The following is a 16,414-nucleotide window of genomic DNA, read 5'->3' on the forward strand; positions in this document are numbered from 1 at the left end:
GAAATTAGTATCATTTAAACGGTAGATAAACACGCAACTGAATGGAACACTGCGTGCAGACACAGGAAGACAACTGTATCGGCAATAAAGTTCCCTATGGGGTTTTAAATTGTGATGCAGGTGCCTTAATAACACCAATGAGGGTAATAATGATGAAGCGCAATATTCTTGCAGTGGTAATCCCGGCTCTGCTGGCTGCTGGCGCAGCCAATGCGGCTGAAGTATACAACAAAGACGGCAACAAGCTGGATTTGACTGGTAAAATCGAAGCTGCCCATTATTTTGGCGATGAGTCCAAAAGTGTCATGGGTGACGGCGACCAGACCTTCGCTCGTCTGGGCTTCAAAGGTGAAACAAAAATCAATAGCGATCTGACCGGTTATGGTCGTTTTGAGTATCAGTTTGACGCATCCTCTGCTGAAGATACTAACAGCACTGCTGGTAAAACCCGTTACGCGTACGCTGGTTTGAAATTCGGTGACTTCGGTTCACTGGATTACGGCCGTAACCGCGCAGTTGGCTATGATGGCCTGTCTTACACTGACGTACTGCCGGAGCAGGGTGGTGATTCCGTCTATACCGACAACATCACTGGCCGTAACGCTGGCGTTGCAACCTACCGCAACAAAAACTTCTTTGGTTTGGTAGACGGCTGGGACTTCGCGCTGGGTTACCAAGCAAAACATGATGATTCATCAGAATACAGAAGAAAAACTGGCGACGGCTGGGCTGTATCCTCTTCTTACACCGCGCCGTTTGGCGTAGGCGTGATTGGTTCTTACACTGCAGCCGATCGTACTGACAAGCAGACCGCTGACAATCGCGGTAAAAAGGCTGAAGCGTGGGCAACTGGCCTGAAATATGATGCTAACAACATCTATGTGGCTACCACCTACGGTGAATACCACAACCTGTCTTATAAAAACGCTGCTGCTACTTCTGCTTACGACAAAACCAAAGTGTTTGAAGCCGTTGCTCAGTACAACCTCGATTTCGGCCTGACTCCGTCTTTAGGTTATGTCAGTGCTAAAGCAGATGACGATAGCGCAAAAACCAGTGGTTACCTGAAGAAATATGTGAGCATCGGTGCTACCTATGCGTTCAACAAAAACTTCTCTACCCTGGTTGAGTACGATATCAACCTGATCAAAGATGACAGCAACCAGCTTGGCGTTAAAACTGGTAACACTGTAGCAGTTGGTGCAATTTATCAGTTCTAATCAGCTCTGCTGATTAACTGATTTACACACTGTCGGGAACATCAGCCGCCTTGTCGGCTGATGTTTTTTTATTGCATCTTACGTCACTTTATTCTTGCTCTTTTCTCTGTTATCACTACCTTCTTAAACCTTCCTGCTGTCACTTTCTTTTGCTGCATTTATCACCGTAAAAACAGCACCATCGCGCATTTTGCTTAATAAAGACACCTTTAAAGTAAGGTTTAACACTCAATACCCACCTCAAAACCACCTACAATCAAAACCCTTTTTTATCTTTTTAATTTCATGAAAATGAAAGATTTTTTTCATATCAAATTCATATTTATAGATATAGGAAAACGCTATTTCACACTATAAAAGTGTGAAAAAATCATAATAAAAGTCAAATTAAAGATAAATGACGTATTTTTTATTTTTAAAAAATATTTAGTTACATATAGAAATTAAGTGTTTCACCAACACGTAATTAGTAGCATTTATGAAGTAGATAAACCGCACCATGAATGGAACACTGCTTGCGGACACAGAAAGACACCGGCTGGCGACAGAAGTTCACTGCGATATTTCTGTAAAGACAAGCCGGACACATAACACAACGAGGGTCGTTTAATGATGAAGCGTAATATTTTAGCCGTGGTTATTCCGGCACTGTTGGCAGCAGGCGCAGCCAACGCCGCAGAAGTGTACAACAAAGATGGTAATAAGCTCGATTTAACGGGGCGAGTACACGCTGGCTATTACTTCGGTGATGCCGCCAAAAGTTTTCAAGGCAAAGGTGACCAGACCTACGCTCGTTTAGGCTTTAAAGGTGAAACCAAAATCAATAGCGAGCTGACCGGTTATGGCCGCTTTGAATATCAATTCAATGCCAGCAAAGCAGAAGATAGCAATGCCGGTGCTGGGAACAGTAAAACGCGCTATGCCTATGCCGGCCTGAAATTCTCTGACTTCGGTTCGTTTGATTATGGCCGCAACCGCGGCATCGCCTATGACGGTATCTCTTATACCGACGTGCTGCCGGAATGGGGTGGTGACCAAAGCTATACCGATAATATTACCGGGCGCAGTGCCGGTGTTGCGACCTATCGCAACAAGAACTTCTTCGGCCTGGTGCAGGGCTGGGATTTTGGCCTGCAATATCAGGCGAAACATGAAGACTCAACCAATGTGGTAAAACAGACCGGCGACGGTTTTGGTATTTCCTCTTCCTATACGTCGCCGATTGGCGTGGGCGTGATTGCCTCTTATGAAGCGGTAGACCGCACCACCTCACAGGTAGCCGATGGCCGTGGCCAGAAAGCGGACGCCTGGGCTGCCGGCCTGAAGTACGATGCCAACAACATCTACCTTGCTACCACCTACGGTGAGTTCCATAACCTGAGTTACATTAGCAGCGCAGCAGCAGCAGACAAGACCAAAGTGTTCGAAGCCGTTGCCCAGTACCACTTTGACTTTGGTTTAACACCGTCTCTGGCGTATGTTTCTGCTAAAGCCGATAACGACACTTCTGCGGTGAAAACCAGCGGTTATATCACCAAATATGTCAGCATCGGCGGGACGTATAACTTCAATAAGAACCTGGCGGCTAACGTCGAGTATCTGGTCAACCTGATTGATGCAGACAGCAACCCGTACGGTAAGAAAACGGGTGACAGCGTCTTTACCGGCCTGACCTACCAGTTCTAATCTCTCTTGATGTCACACCTGTGTTAAGCCGGGAACCCTCTCCCGGCTTTTTTATTACCTGAGCACATCGGCGGCGCGATAGCGGTATGTTTACGCAAAGATAGGCTTACCACACCGCCCGACAGGGCCATTTATGCCAGTGTTTACCCTTGTGCCATTATTTCTGTTTCTTTTGATGCAAACGGTTGGCAAAGCCAGACGCTGGCGTTAACCTGCTATTTCTGTTTACTCTCTGTCATGGATTACGTCGCAATGTTTGAAAAAATCTCTGCCGCTCCTGCTGACCCGATTCTGGGGCTGGCTGACCTGTTTCGCGCTGATGAACGCCCGCACAAAATTAATCTCGGCATCGGCGTCTATAAGGATGAAACCGGTAAAACGCCGGTGTTGACCTGCGTTAAAAAAGCAGAACAGTTGCTGCTGGAAACAGAAACCACCAAAAATTACCTGAGCATTGATGGTATTCCTGAGTTTGCACGCTGCACGCAGGAACTGTTATTCGGTAAGCACAGCGAGATTATTGCGAATAAACGCGCTCGTACCGCACAAACCCCCGGCGGAACGGGTGGTTTGCGCGTTGCGGCGGATTTCATCGCCAGCCAGACCAGTGCGAAACGAATTTGGGTGAGCAACCCAAGCTGGCCGAACCACAAAAATGTGTTCGCTTCTGCCGGGCTGGAGGTGTGTGACTATACCTATTATGACGCCGAAAACCACGCGCTGGACTTTGACGGCATGATCAGCAGCCTCAGCGCCGCGCAGGCAGGAGACGTGGTGCTGTTCCACGGCTGTTGCCACAACCCAACCGGCATTGACCCGACAGCCGAGCAGTGGGAACAACTGGCAACGCTGGCGCAGGAAAAAGGCTGGCTGCCACTGTTTGACTTTGCCTATCAGGGCTTTGCCCGTGGGCTGGAAGAAGATGCGCAAGGGCTGCGCATTTTCGCGGCGAAACACCCGGAATTACTGGTTGCCAGCTCTTATTCCAAAAACTTCGGCCTGTATAACGAGCGTGTCGGGGCCTGTACGCTGGTTGCCGCTGATGCCGCCACGGCAGATACCGCATTTAGCCAGGTGAAAGCCGGTATTCGTGCCAATTACTCCAACCCGCCGTCACACGGTGCGGCGGTTGTGGCTACCGTGCTGTCAAACGACGCGCTGCGTGCCATTTGGGAACAAGAGTTAACCGCCATGCGTGAGCGCATTCAGCGTATGCGCCAGTTGTTTGTTAACACCTTGCAGGAAAAAGGTGCCGCGCAGGATTTCTCGTTCATCATTAACCAAAATGGCATGTTTTCATTCAGTGGCCTGAATAAAGATCAGGTGCTGCGCCTGCGTAACGAGTTTGGTATTTATGCCGTGAACTCTGGGCGTATCAACGTGGCGGGGATGACACCGGAAAATATGGCTCCGCTGTGCGAGGCGATTGTCGCGGTGCTGTAATACCGGCAAATGCACCCTTTTAGGGGCAGGCCCGTATCCAGATTGAATGCCAGTCAGTTACCCTGACTGGCATTATTTTTTACTGCGCCCGCAAGGCACAGCAACCGGATGCTGAAAGCCCGCCGCTCAAGGCTCGGGCGTCCTTCCCTCACCCTCCAGAGCGCTTACCCTGAGCAACCGGCTTCCCAGCCCCTGTGCGGGCCTGTGTTTTGCCTTTGCTGACCGGCCTGGCTTGAGCCGGTTTTGTATGGCCTTGCCCACGCGGGGGTGAGCATTACCACGCTGATGTTTGATATCACTGTGCCGGGTCAGCGCGGGCCGGGCTCCCTTGCCGGAAGCCAGCGCCGCGCGCTCGCCACGGCCTTCGGCCGGAACCAGACACTCAGGGCCGGAGCCAATCAGATACCCTTTGCCCATGGCCTGAAGCGCTTCACGGATAATCGGCCAGCCAGCCGGGTCGTGATAGCGCAGGATGGCCTTGTGCAGGCGACGACGACGCTCGCCCTTGGCCACAAACACGTCACCGCCGACCCGGTGCACCTTGGCGAGCGGGTTTTTCTCGGTGTAATACATGGTGGTCGCATTGGCGAGCGGCGATGGGTAAAAATTTTGTACCTGATCGAGTTTGAAGCGGTTGGCTTTGAGCCAGAGCGCCAGATTTATCATATCTTCATCGGTGGTGCCGGGGTGCGCCGAAATAAAATAGGGGATCAGGTACTGCTCTTTACCCGCCTCTTTCGAGAATTTGTCAAACAGCGCCTTGAAGTTGTAGTAGGTGCCCATACCCGGCTTCATCATCATCGCCAGCGGGCCCGCTTCGGTGTGCTCCGGCGCAATCTTGAGATAGCCGCCAACGTGATATCTGGCGAGTTCACGCACGTAGCGCGGATCTTCCACCGCCAGGTCATAACGCACTCCCGAAGCAATCAGGATTTTCTTGATACCTTTGAGGTCACGCGCTTTGCGATAGAGATTGATGGTCGGCGTATGATCCGTGTTCATATGTGGGCAAATAGCCGGCCAGACGCAGGAAGCACGGCGGCAGGTCTGCTCGGCGCGGGGATTCTTGCAGCGCAGCTTATACATATTGGCAGTTGGGCCGCCGAGATCGGAAATCACACCGGTAAAACCCGGCACCTTGTCGCGGATCTCTTCAATTTCTTTGAGAATCGACGCTTCCGATCGGCTCTGGATAATGCGCCCTTCGTGCTCGGTGATGGAGCAAAACGAGCAGCCGCCAAAGCAACCACGCATGATGTTGACGGAAGTCTTGATCATATCGTAGGCCGGGATCTTCTCCTTACCGTAAGCCGGGTGCGGCACCCGCTGGTATGGCAGGCCAAATACCCCGTCCATCTCATCGGTTTCCAGCGGGAAAGCGGGCGGGTTAATCCAGATAATGCGATCGCCGTGTGCCTGCGCCAGCGCCCGGGCGCAGCCGGGGTTGGTTTCGTGGTGCAAAATGCGCGAAGCATGGGCATAGAGCACCTTGTCCTCTTTGATGCGCTCGAAAGCCGGCAACTTGATGTAGGTCTTCTCCCAGGGCTTGGGTTTGGCTGGCTGTACCAGCACCGGTTTCGCTTCTTGTGCAGCTGGCGCGCGCTCACTGGCACTGTCTGAACATGGCGCGCCTTCCATATACGGGTTAGGGATAGGATCGATACGGCCAATCTGGTCGAGTTTGCTCGAATCGACCCCGCTCCAGCCCGGCAGCGGCTCGCGGCGGATGACCGCCGTGCCGCGGATATCCTGCATCGCCTCAATACGTTCACCCGCGGCGATGCGGTGTGCCACCTCAATCAGCGGGCGTTCGGCATTACCGTAGATAAGGATGTCAGCCTTGGCATCAAACAGGATGGAGCGGCGGATAGTTTCCGACCAGTAATCGTAGTGGGCAATGCGGCGCAGCGAGGCCTCAATACCGCCGATGACGACCGGCACCTCTTTGTAGGCCTCCTTGCAGCGCTGGGTATAGACCAGCGTGGCGCGATCGGGCCGCTTACCGGCGACGTTGCCGGGGGTGTAGGCATCGTCGTGGCGCAGTTTTTTATCCGAGGTGTAGCGATTAATCATCGAATCCATGTTACCCGCCGTCACCCCGAAAAAGAGGTTAGGCTCCCCCAGGCGCATAAAATCCGCTTTGGAAGACCAGTCCGGCTGGGCGATGATCCCTACCCGAAACCCTTGCGCTTCAAGCATGCGGCCAATCACCGCCATGCCAAAGCTTGGGTGATCCACATAGGCATCCCCCGTCACCAGGATAACATCGCAACTGTCCCAGCCGAGTTCGTCCATCTCGTTGCGCGACATGGGCAGGAAAGGTGCCGTACCGTAGCATTCGGCCCAGTAGCGGGGATAGGAGAAGATCGGGGTTATCGGTTGCATATTGACCACCTGAAAAATTCTGGTCGCGCATTATACCGGCTGGCCGGAGCTCCGGCGATGCCTTTTTGCCCCCGCCTGCGAAAGCGGGCAAACCTCTGGCAACTGGCGGGACGGCCGGTGTTGCTGTCATAAAAACACGGCATTCCTGGCCACTGAGTGAAAATACGTTGTGTGGAAACAAATTGTTTGGAAACAGATTGCGTGAAAATGACCGCACCAGCCTGTCATACACAATACGCAAAAGATAATGCCAGTCAGGATCCACTGACTGGCATGACACATACCGGCGGGTTTGTTTCGTGCACTGATACAAAAATCAGTCAGGATCACGCACAAACGGGTTACTGCGGCGCTCTTCACCAAAGGTGGACATCGGGCCGTGGCCTGGAATAAAGGCCATATCGTCGCCCAGCGGAAACAGTTTATTGCGAATAGAGTCCACCAGTGCCTGATGATTGCCTTGTGGAAAATCGCTGCGCCCGACGCCACCGCGGAAGATGACATCACCGACCTGGGCCACTCGCGCTTTTTCATCAACAAACACCACATGCCCCGGCGTGTGCCCCGGACAATGCACTACAGACAGCACCGACTCACCAATCACCACCGTGTCGCCCTCTTCCAGCCAGCGCGTTGGCACCAGCGGCGGGCAGTCGCGCAGGCCAAACATCCGGCTTTGCGCAGGCAGACCATCGAGCCAAAACGCATCCGCCTGATGCGGGCCAACAATCGGCACGGCAAAGTGTTCAGCCAGTTCAACCGCCGCCCCGACATGATCCAAATGACCATGCGTCAGCAAAATTTGTGTGACGGTGACCCCAGCCTGTGCCACCGCCTGCTTAATGGCCTGAGCATCGCCGCCGGGATCAACAATAGCGGCCTGTTGCGTGTTTTCACACCATAATAGTGTGCAGTTTTGCCTAAAGTCCGTGACGGGAATAATCTGGTATTTCATACCGCTCCGTTAGTTACCTCATCCTTGCAGGGCACCTATTCTCTGCTTGGTCGTTTAACGTTACCAGGTGCGAACAACCCCGGTATCAATATGGATAAAATTACTCTGCGGGTAATATCCCACCCCGCCGGCGCGCATTTTTAACGCCGCCTTGCGGATATTCGCCAGTTGCACCCCTTCGATATGAAAGTCCATGGCTTTACCCTGAGTATGGTAGCTCTGTTTCGCCACGCCCCGACTGCTTGAACGCAGGTCTTCATTCGTGCTGTAGGAGCGATAGCCAGAGATCAGCTGTACCGGCTTGGTTGTTCCAAGCATCACTTGCAGGCGGTATAGCTGATCAAACAGGGCCGGGTCGATGGTTTTCACTTTATTCGCCCGGTAATCACGAAAGAAATGGTTCAGACGTGAAAGCTCTGATTTGTTATAACGGCGGCCATCAAAGAATTCGACTTTGATACGTTCACCGGTATTCACATTATTGAGCGTCAGGATACGGGGACGAGCGGTAGACAGAGAAGCCAGCGATTGCCCCGGCAGCAATGCAATACCCAGCGCCGCGCCGCCGAGTGCAAGCCATTTGCGTCGATGATGATCAATTGGTTCCATAAAACACGAGCACCCTGGACTGAAAAAGGAGGAAGCGATACACAACGTGTACCGCCCTGCACCTTAACTGCCACACTTCGCGGCGTCAACCCGCTTTAGGCCGACGGCTCACGCCACCTCACCTCGGCTATAACGGCAGTATGCCGACAACCTCAGCAACAGAATGACCTGAATTACGGAGACTTACTGCAATAATAAGCCTGCTTTGGATAACGCCATCGCCCCGCTTTTCACCGTATCATCATAATTGTAAATATCTGTGCGGAACTGCGGTTTCCCCTCTTCCGATACCCAGGCCGTCAGATAATAGAAATGAACCTGTACCCGCTGGCGTACCGGCACATAGGTGGTGTTGCCCTGATCGAGGGTCGAGGAGATACGCGCACTATTCCAGCCTGCATCCTGTAGTAACAGTGCCGCCAGCTCTGCGGCTTTGTTAACCCGCACACAGCCTGAGCTCAGTGCACGGATATCCTTCTGGAACAGGTTATGATTCGGCGTGTCATGCAGGTAAATGGCATCCGTATTCGGGATATTGAATTTATAACGCCCCAGAGAGTTACTCTGCCCCGGAGCCTGGCGCAGCCGATAAGGAAAACTCCCTGCCGACACCATCGGCCAGTCGATCATTGCCGGATCAATAGCCTGGGCATTGTCACTCCAGTCAGAGAGTACGGTATAACCGTGGCGCTGCAAGTAACTCGGGTCTTGTACCACTTTGGGAATAATATCCTGACGCGTCAACGTGGTTGGCACATTCCAGGGCGGGTTCATCACCACATTGCTAAGTGAGGTGTTCATCAGCGGCGTTTTGCGCTTCGGTTGCCCGACAATCACTTTTGAGGCCAGAATCTCAGTGCCGTTTTGATAGTAACTGAGCGAATAATTAGGAATGTTGACAATAATGCCGCTGTTAACGTTGTCAGGCACTAAGCGTAAACGCTGGATATTTAGCGCCAGTAAGGTGGCCCGCTGCTGAGGTGACACATTCAGCCAGTCGCGCGTGCGCTTACCTATCACCCCGTCATCCTGCAACCCCTGGGCATGCTGAAAACGTTTTACCGCTTCAACCAGCTCGCCCTCATAACGCTCGGCAACCGTTACGGCATGCTCCGGCTTGAGCAGCCCGGCTCGTTGCAAAATCTCAGCCAATATCGGTAATGCATCACTGCTATCGCCGGGTCGCAGAGACTCAGCCAACGCCAGTTTCGGCCACGGCCGGTTATCTGCCAGCATGGTTTTCAATGCGCTGTGCATCTTCGCATATTGCGAATGGCGCGGAGCCAGCGAGGCGATAAACGCCAGCCCATTACCAGCGACAACGGCCTGTTGCCATTGGTTAATCATCGATGCCGGTGGCACTGACAGCGTATAAGGCACATTACCATAAAGCCAGCTATTGCCATTTTTCTCAACGCTTGCAACAAATTGCATATACCCGAGCATCGCATCAGACAACACCACATCACGAGAGAACCCCGTCAGTCTGGGGTCAGTCAGCCACGTCACCCAGGTGGTGAATTGCGGCTGCACGCCGGATAAAGCCAGCTCGGCGAGTTGTTGTTGAAAGGCGTTAACCCATGCATTGTCATGCCACAGCGGCTGCATATGCTGATGTGAATACAGCGCATTCAATTCATTGAGGTAACGAGGGGAAATGCCTGCGGGCAAACCAGCCGTGACAGAAGAGGGATGATTTTTAGCCGCTGGTACAGCCGCCTGTGCCGGTGTAGCAGGCGTGGCTGACTGGGCAGAAAATGCCGTCAATAGCCCGCCCAGCCACACTGAACTGACCATCCCCAGCAGCAGCCTGTGTGTTTTTTGTTTACCTAACAACATCCATTTATCCCCTGTACTTAAAATAACCCTGCTCTATGACACCTGCGTCGCCTGCTCCCAGAAGCCCGTCCGCTCACCGACAATCACGGCGCGAGGTGACAACGGCAGCCTGTTCATGCTGCTTTATGAACATCGGACAATAACCCGTAGTTTATACCGAACAGGCACTATCAAGCTGCCAATAATCACATGCTCCTGACAATAATTCTGACTATCATACAGTCAGTTATCTGAATATTCCCGTCATACTTCTGCACCAGTTGACATTAACGCCGTGACAACCGGCCGATTTGGGCTGGCACGCGTTAACTGGAGCAGGAGATCACCAACCGTTTTCCCCACGCCGGGGGCAATGCCGCCAGGTCAGCCATATCCGGTTGTTCATCATACGGCTGACGCAATGCCTGATGGACTCTCGCCAGCAAACGGCTATCGCCTGCCGTCACCGCGTCAATCACCTGCTGGGCCAGATAATTGCGTAACACATAGCGCGGGCTGGCTTGCTTCATTTGCTGTTGACGTTGATTATCATCACACTCTTCCATCATCAGGCGCTGGCGATAGGCATCCAGCCAGCTGTCAAGCGCAGGGCGGTCAACAAACAGATCTTGCAGTGGAGAATAGCGGCTATGCCGTTCGGTGTCGGCCAGCAAGCGGAACGTCTGGGTGTAGTCGGCCTGCTCACGTTGCATCAACGCCAGCAGCCCTTGCAGTAACGCATTATCTTGCGCCTGAGGCGTACCAAACCCCAGCCGGGCGCGCATCAGTTCACCAAAACGCTGCATCAATGCCGGTTGATAACGTGCCAGTGCCTGCTCCAATTGCTCAACAGGCATGAGCGCTGAAAGAGATTGAGCCAGCCGATTCAGGTTCCACAATCCAACCGCCGGTTGATTATCAAACGCGTAACGCCCTTGATAGTCTGAGTGGTTGCAGATGAATCCCGGCTGATAGTCATCCATAAAGCCATAGGGACCGTAATCAAGGGTTATCCCCAAAATAGACAGGTTATCGGTATTCATGACCCCATGCGCAAACCCCAAGGCCTGCCAGTGTGCAATCAGGCGTGCGGTGCGCTCTGCTACATCGCAAAACCATAAAAAATAGCGTTCAGGCTCTTGCTGCCACTGTGGCCAATGCCGGGCAATCACATAGTCCGCCAACTGGCGGACCTTTTCCGGCTCCTGACGATAATAGAAATGCTCGAAGTGACCAAAACGCACATGGCTTTCAGCCACCCGCATTAGCATGGCTCCGGTCTCTTCCTGCTCGCGCTGTACCATCTGCTCACTACCGACAATCGTTAACGCCCGTGAACTGGGAATGCCAAGGTGATGCAGCGCCTCGGAGGCCAGAAACTCGCGAACCACCGAGCGCAGCACCGCCCGGCCGTCCCCCATGCGGGAGTAAGGCGTGCGCCCTGCCCCTTTGAGATGCCAGTCCTGAGTACGCCCATCAGCCAGTTGCTGCTGCCCCAGCAGAATACCACGCCCGTCGCCGAGCTGTCCGGCCCACACGCCGAACTGGTGCCCGCTATAAACCTGTGCCAGCGGTGCCATCTGCGCAAGTAAACGTTCGGCGGTCCAGATTTTCTGGTTATCACCGCGAAAACAATCGTCAGATAATCCCAACGACTGAGCCAGTGGTGCATTGTGGTAGAGCAAATAAGCCCCCTGCAACGGCTGTGGGGTCTGTTCGGTATAAAACCCCGGCAACTGCTGGTGATAATGGTTATTAAACGACAGGTGATGTGGCATAAATCCCCCTTTTTCTGTCAGTGTAGAACCGCACTACGGGAATTAACACCGAGCAACCACAAGGTTATTACACGGGGATGGCAACCGAAAAATCAGGCAGGAAGACGGGGATAGTATCGGGAAAAAGGCCGCATCCGTTGCGGTATATTCTCCTCTTAGCCGTAGCAGGCGACCGGCATTAGCGCATTGTCGAGTGCATCCGGCGATAGCGGTGGCCACAATTGCCCCTGTACGGCATCAACGTTAAGTTCGTGTATTTTTTCAAACGCATCCATATCATCAATGCCCTTCGCCACAATAAGCAATGACGGGCAATGCTTTTTCATCACTTGCAGCATCGGATTGATAATCGAAACGGACGCAGGGCGAGCCAATAACTTATTGATAAATGATGCCTCTATTTTCACACTGGCAATCATGCCATCATAAAAAGGCTTCATATTTATATGGCCAGAACCAAAGTTATCCAGCCACAAATGAAAAGACTGACTTAACTTTTTCAACCGAACATTATCACGCCCTGCGGAAATATCCTGGAAATGCTCATTAACTTCAATCTGTAAAAAAGACAGAGCACGAAATGCCTGAGCCAACAGCGCATCATTAATTAGAAAGTCAGCCAATGTATGATCAAGCTTTAGCAACACCATCACGCGATGCTGACTAAACCAGGCGGCATTATCCTGCAAAAGAGACAACTGCTCTCTTAATAACATGAGCTTTTGTTGGCGGGTCAGTAACCCCAACATTAATGCCTGCGGCATGGATAACTGACCACGCACACTGTGGAAACGGCCAACCATCTCCATTGCCAGTAATCGTGAATCAAGGAGGTAGACAGGCGAGAAGAAATATTCGCTGTCATAATCAACACCAAGCTGGATACGCATAGTATTCATAGCCAGAGTTAAAAGATGAAACTGATTACACCCGTTATCACCATACAGAAAGATGCCAGATAACCCGTCGCACCTTTAGCATCGCAGATGCCCTTTATGCCGGACGATGAAGTACGCTAAACCAGCCGCCTGCGTTACCACACAGACTTATCTATTCGCTGTCACCACAAAAAGGATTAAAATTAATTAACAATACTTTTATTACATCAATAAGCCTGCCCTGGACAGCGCTCTATTTCGTATAGCAAACGCGATATACATTACCCCGAATTTGAAATCTGTTATTAACAACAACCGCAGTTAATCAGCTTTTTCTGCATCAGAAATTATTGATGCTGCTATATTCGTAAAAAAGTATGATAATTTATCTCAGCCCCTAATCAGGCGAATACCCACTTCGTTTTCCATTCATGTTTACTGCCAAACAACGCCGTTAATTTATCGTTTGTGATGGGCCGAAAACAATCCGTTTTTCATTTTTCAGACAAACGCCTAATCGGTATATCAAATCATTAACGAATACTTGTGACTATCCAGTCAATCAATGCGTTAATCTCATTTTGCTGTTCAGGGTATTGTGCAACCAGCGGCCCGGCGAGAGCAACCAGCGCCTGCGGCCGATACACAACACCGTGTAAGGCTGCCGCCACCGCCTCTAAAGGTGCCGGAGACAGGCTATCGGTAAACAGCTGACAACGGCTTATCACGCCCTGCTCCACATCGAAGTGCAACTCCACACCGCCCCAGTCAAAGCGAGTATCAAGTGTGTGGGTAAAGTTCGGAGCCTGACCAAAGTTCCATGCCCAGCTACGTTGATGCGCAAATAACGCTGTAAAACCCGGCAAGTCTGGCAACGCGTCAGGGGAAATACGCTCAGGCTCACACCGGGTCTGATAGTGTTCAAAGAAAGCCTGCGTGATAGCATCACACACGGTGTCATGACCAATATCCGGCAATAACTCCACCAGATTGGCCACACGAGAGAGTACCGAGGTAATCCCCTTGGCCTGCAATTTTTTGATATCCGGGTTCAGATAATCCGCCAGCCGTGCCAGATCAGCCGACAGCAGCAATGTACCGTGGTGAAACCCGCGATCGATTCGCTCGCGATAAGCTGAACCGGAAATTTTTCGGCTACCTTGCGTGGTGTTGACTATCAAATCATTGCGCCCGGAAGCCTGAGCATTCACGCCCAGCGCAGACAGCGCACGCAAAATAATGCCGGTTGAGACGTTTTTGTCGTAACCGGGTTTACCGGCCATAAACGTAAAACAGGTGTTACCCAAATCGTGAAACACCGCGCCACCACCGCTACTGCGTCGCGCAAGCTTAATGCCATCCTGCTCCATGCGCCGGGTGTTACACTCTTTCCACGGGTTTTGTGCCCGCCCAATCACCACGGTTTGTGCATTACGCCAAAGAAACAACACCCGCTGTGTTGGCGGCATCTGGCGAAAAATGCACTCTTCCACGGCCAGATTGAACCAGGGGTCAACAGAGTCAGAAATAAGCAGACGAAGGGAAGACATGAGAGGACTCCAGATACAACCGGCCGCCCATCGCGGCCAGAACGTCAGATGCGCCGAGCCTGCCAGTAGGCTCGCTTCCAGTACACATTATTCAGCGATGAGCGCGTCACACCGCGGCTGGTAGAGGCATGAATAAACTGGTCATTGTTGTCGTAAATACCGACATGCAACCCGTTTTCGCCGCTACCGGTGCGGAAAAACACTAAATCACCTGGCAACAGCTCATCACGCGCCACACGGGTTCCGACCTCGGTTTGCTCCTCTGTTGAGCGCGGTAAATTCAGGCCGAAACGATCGCGAAAGGTCAGATAAACAAACCCGGAGCAGTCAACGCCATCTTTATCCAGCCCACCATAGCGGTAAGGCGTACCGCGCCATTGCGACAACTGTGTATGCAACTGCGCCTGCACCTCGCTGGCATCCCCCAGGCGGGTATGCTGTGAAACATGGCTGCTACACCCGGCCAGGCATAACGCCATCAAAATGAGCCAGAACCGCCAAAATCTCATGCCATCACGCTCACTGTAAAAGGTAAAACACCGAAGAAGATAGAATTTCGTCATACTATCATGCTGTTTCGGGCATTAATCGCCAGAAAACCACCGGTTTATCCCTGTTGCAACGGGGAAATGCGGGGAACAGCCCCCCATCGCCTTACGCCGCACTGAGACGGTGACATTGCTACACGCCAGAAACAGGGCGATATTATCTATCCTCACCCGTCGGCATCTCCTCACGCGCCAGCATCCAGTGGCGATCGGCCAGCGTGTAGCGGGCAAAGGCGACGCCAAATAACCGAGATAACGGCTCAGGCTGCATCACCTGTTCGGTCGGCCCTTGTGCAATAAGCTGACCATTTCCCATCAACCACACACGGTCGGCATGGTGCAAAGTGTGGTTGAGATCGTGGCCAGAGGCCACCACCGCCACCCCTTGTCGGCACACCTCAGCCAGCAGGCTGTCAAGGGCCACACGCTGACCGATATCCAGACTGGCAGCGGGTTCATCGAGCAGCAGCAAACGGGCTGAAGGATTCAGCGTTGGCCAAATCTGCAAAAAGGCCGCGGCGAGTCGCACTCGCTGCCACTCGCCACCGGAGAGCTGAGTCAACGGACGCGCCAGCTTTTCACGCAACAGCAGGCGATCGGCCAGCATATGCACCCGCTCATCCACCCATTTAGCATCGGCCTGTGGCGGCTGATGCAATTGCAGATACTGGAACACCGGCATCAACACCTGCACGGCATGGTGCTGGGGCAAATAGGCACGCACGCGCGCCATGTCACGGGCAGACCATGCCACCATAGGCTGCCCCAGCAGAGAAACGGCTCCATGCCCCGGCAACACCCCCGCCATCAATGCCAGCAGCGTACTTTTCCCGGCACCGTTAGGCCCGATGATGTGTATCAACTCGCCAGCGGCACAGTGAACGGATACATCAGACAACCGCTGTTCTACGCTTGCATGCTGCACCGTCATAACGTGCGGCGTATCGGGCTCTGACGGTGTCAGAGGCCTCATTCCTGTGCCAGCGCCTGTTCAATAGCCGCAACCAGTTGTGCATCATCCGGTGTCGTGTCCGGTGAAAAGCGCGCAATCACCTCCCCCTGGCGATTAATCAGGAACTTTTCGAAATTCCATAAAATATCCTCAGGATGTTGAGGAGCCTGACCACGGCTGACCCGGCGTTCGTAAAATTCACTGCCCTGAGGGTGCAGCGCCTGTGGTTGTGCATCAATCAGTGCCTGATACAACGGATGGCGGCCATCGCCGTTCACCGCGATTTTGCCAAACAGCGGAAATTGCACGCCAAACGTGGTACGACAGAAAGCCTGAATCTCTTCATGGCTACCCGGCTCCTGACCGGCAAATTCGTTGCATGGGAAACCCAGTACCGCAAACCCGCGTTCACGATAGGTTTCATACAGGCTTTCCAGCCCTTCATACTGTTTGGTCAGGCCGCACTGCGAAGCGACATTCACCACCAGCAGCACCTGTTCACGCCAGTTTGCCAGTGATGTGGATTGTCCGTCGATGGTTTGCAGGGAAATAGCATATAACGCGTTGCTCATGGTCTTTTCCTGTATTGAAT

13 protein-coding genes are annotated in these 16,414 nt (G+C 52.7%); 3 read left to right on the forward strand and 10 right to left on the reverse strand.

Annotated features, from left to right (window positions below; translation table 11 throughout):
* The first annotated feature begins 149 nt into the window (after window positions 1-149).
* The 3 genes from DAQ1742_RS12630 (at window position 150) to DAQ1742_RS12640 (ending at window position 4,349) form a co-directional block, all read left to right on the forward strand.
* The gene (locus tag DAQ1742_RS12630; protein ID WP_035341209.1) at window positions 150-1,220 is read left to right on the forward strand and encodes a porin; all 1,071 of its coding nucleotides are present in this window, start codon (window positions 150-152) and stop codon (window positions 1,218-1,220) included.
* A gap of 609 nt (window positions 1,221-1,829) precedes the next feature.
* Window positions 1,830-2,906: a porin gene (locus DAQ1742_RS12635; RefSeq protein WP_035341207.1), complete on the forward strand. Its 1,077-nt coding sequence runs from the start codon at window positions 1,830-1,832 to the stop codon at window positions 2,904-2,906.
* A 252-nt stretch (window positions 2,907-3,158) separates the two neighbouring features.
* Window positions 3,159-4,349, forward strand: coding sequence for an amino acid aminotransferase (locus DAQ1742_RS12640; RefSeq protein WP_035341204.1), 1,191 nt, complete (start codon window positions 3,159-3,161; stop codon window positions 4,347-4,349).
* Between the two features lie 126 nt (window positions 4,350-4,475).
* Here the strand turns inward: DAQ1742_RS12640 and DAQ1742_RS12645 are convergent, their stop codons facing one another.
* From DAQ1742_RS12645 to DAQ1742_RS12690, 10 genes are all read right to left on the reverse strand, one after another.
* Complete coding sequence (locus tag DAQ1742_RS12645) at window positions 4,476-6,734, reverse strand: YgiQ family radical SAM protein (protein WP_232046487.1); 2,259 nt, start codon at window positions 6,732-6,734, stop codon at window positions 4,476-4,478.
* Between the two features lie 316 nt (window positions 6,735-7,050).
* Window positions 7,051-7,689 carry an MBL fold metallo-hydrolase gene (locus DAQ1742_RS12650; RefSeq protein WP_035341198.1) on the reverse strand — a complete coding sequence of 213 codons (639 nt, stop codon included), beginning with the start codon at window positions 7,687-7,689 and terminating at the stop codon, window positions 7,051-7,053.
* A 60-nt stretch (window positions 7,690-7,749) separates the two neighbouring features.
* Window positions 7,750-8,298, reverse strand: a complete 549-nt coding sequence (locus DAQ1742_RS12655; protein ID WP_035341195.1) for a YcbK family protein — start codon at window positions 8,296-8,298, stop codon at window positions 7,750-7,752.
* A 183-nt stretch (window positions 8,299-8,481) separates the two neighbouring features.
* A complete protein-coding gene (gene ldtD, locus DAQ1742_RS12660) occupies window positions 8,482-10,137 on the reverse strand; it encodes a L,D-transpeptidase (RefSeq protein WP_035341192.1) in 1,656 nt (551 codons plus the stop codon).
* A gap of 305 nt (window positions 10,138-10,442) precedes the next feature.
* The gene (locus DAQ1742_RS12665; protein WP_035341190.1) at window positions 10,443-11,894 is read right to left on the reverse strand and encodes a protein adenylyltransferase SelO; all 1,452 of its coding nucleotides are present in this window, start codon (window positions 11,892-11,894) and stop codon (window positions 10,443-10,445) included.
* Between the two features lie 155 nt (window positions 11,895-12,049).
* Window positions 12,050-12,784, reverse strand: a complete 735-nt coding sequence (locus DAQ1742_RS12670; protein WP_035341187.1) for an EAL domain-containing protein — start codon at window positions 12,782-12,784, stop codon at window positions 12,050-12,052.
* Window positions 12,785-13,305: 521 nt separating this feature from the next.
* Window positions 13,306-14,322, reverse strand: coding sequence for a lipoate--protein ligase A (locus DAQ1742_RS12675; RefSeq protein WP_035341184.1), 1,017 nt, complete (start codon window positions 14,320-14,322; stop codon window positions 13,306-13,308).
* A 44-nt stretch (window positions 14,323-14,366) separates the two neighbouring features.
* A complete protein-coding gene (locus DAQ1742_RS12680; protein WP_035345884.1) occupies window positions 14,367-14,831 on the reverse strand; it encodes an NlpC/P60 family protein in 465 nt (154 codons plus the stop codon).
* 196 nt (window positions 14,832-15,027) lie between these two features.
* Window positions 15,028-15,801 (reverse strand): vitamin B12 ABC transporter ATP-binding protein BtuD, encoded by a 774-nt coding sequence (btuD, locus tag DAQ1742_RS12685; protein WP_035345881.1) that lies wholly within the window; start codon window positions 15,799-15,801, stop codon window positions 15,028-15,030.
* A gap of 38 nt (window positions 15,802-15,839) precedes the next feature.
* Window positions 15,840-16,394 (reverse strand): glutathione peroxidase, encoded by a 555-nt coding sequence (locus tag DAQ1742_RS12690; protein ID WP_035341181.1) that lies wholly within the window; start codon window positions 16,392-16,394, stop codon window positions 15,840-15,842.
* Window positions 16,395-16,414 lie beyond the last annotated feature (20 nt).

The organism is Dickeya aquatica (assembly GCF_900095885.1).
GTDB lineage: Bacteria > Pseudomonadota > Gammaproteobacteria > Enterobacterales > Enterobacteriaceae > Dickeya > Dickeya aquatica.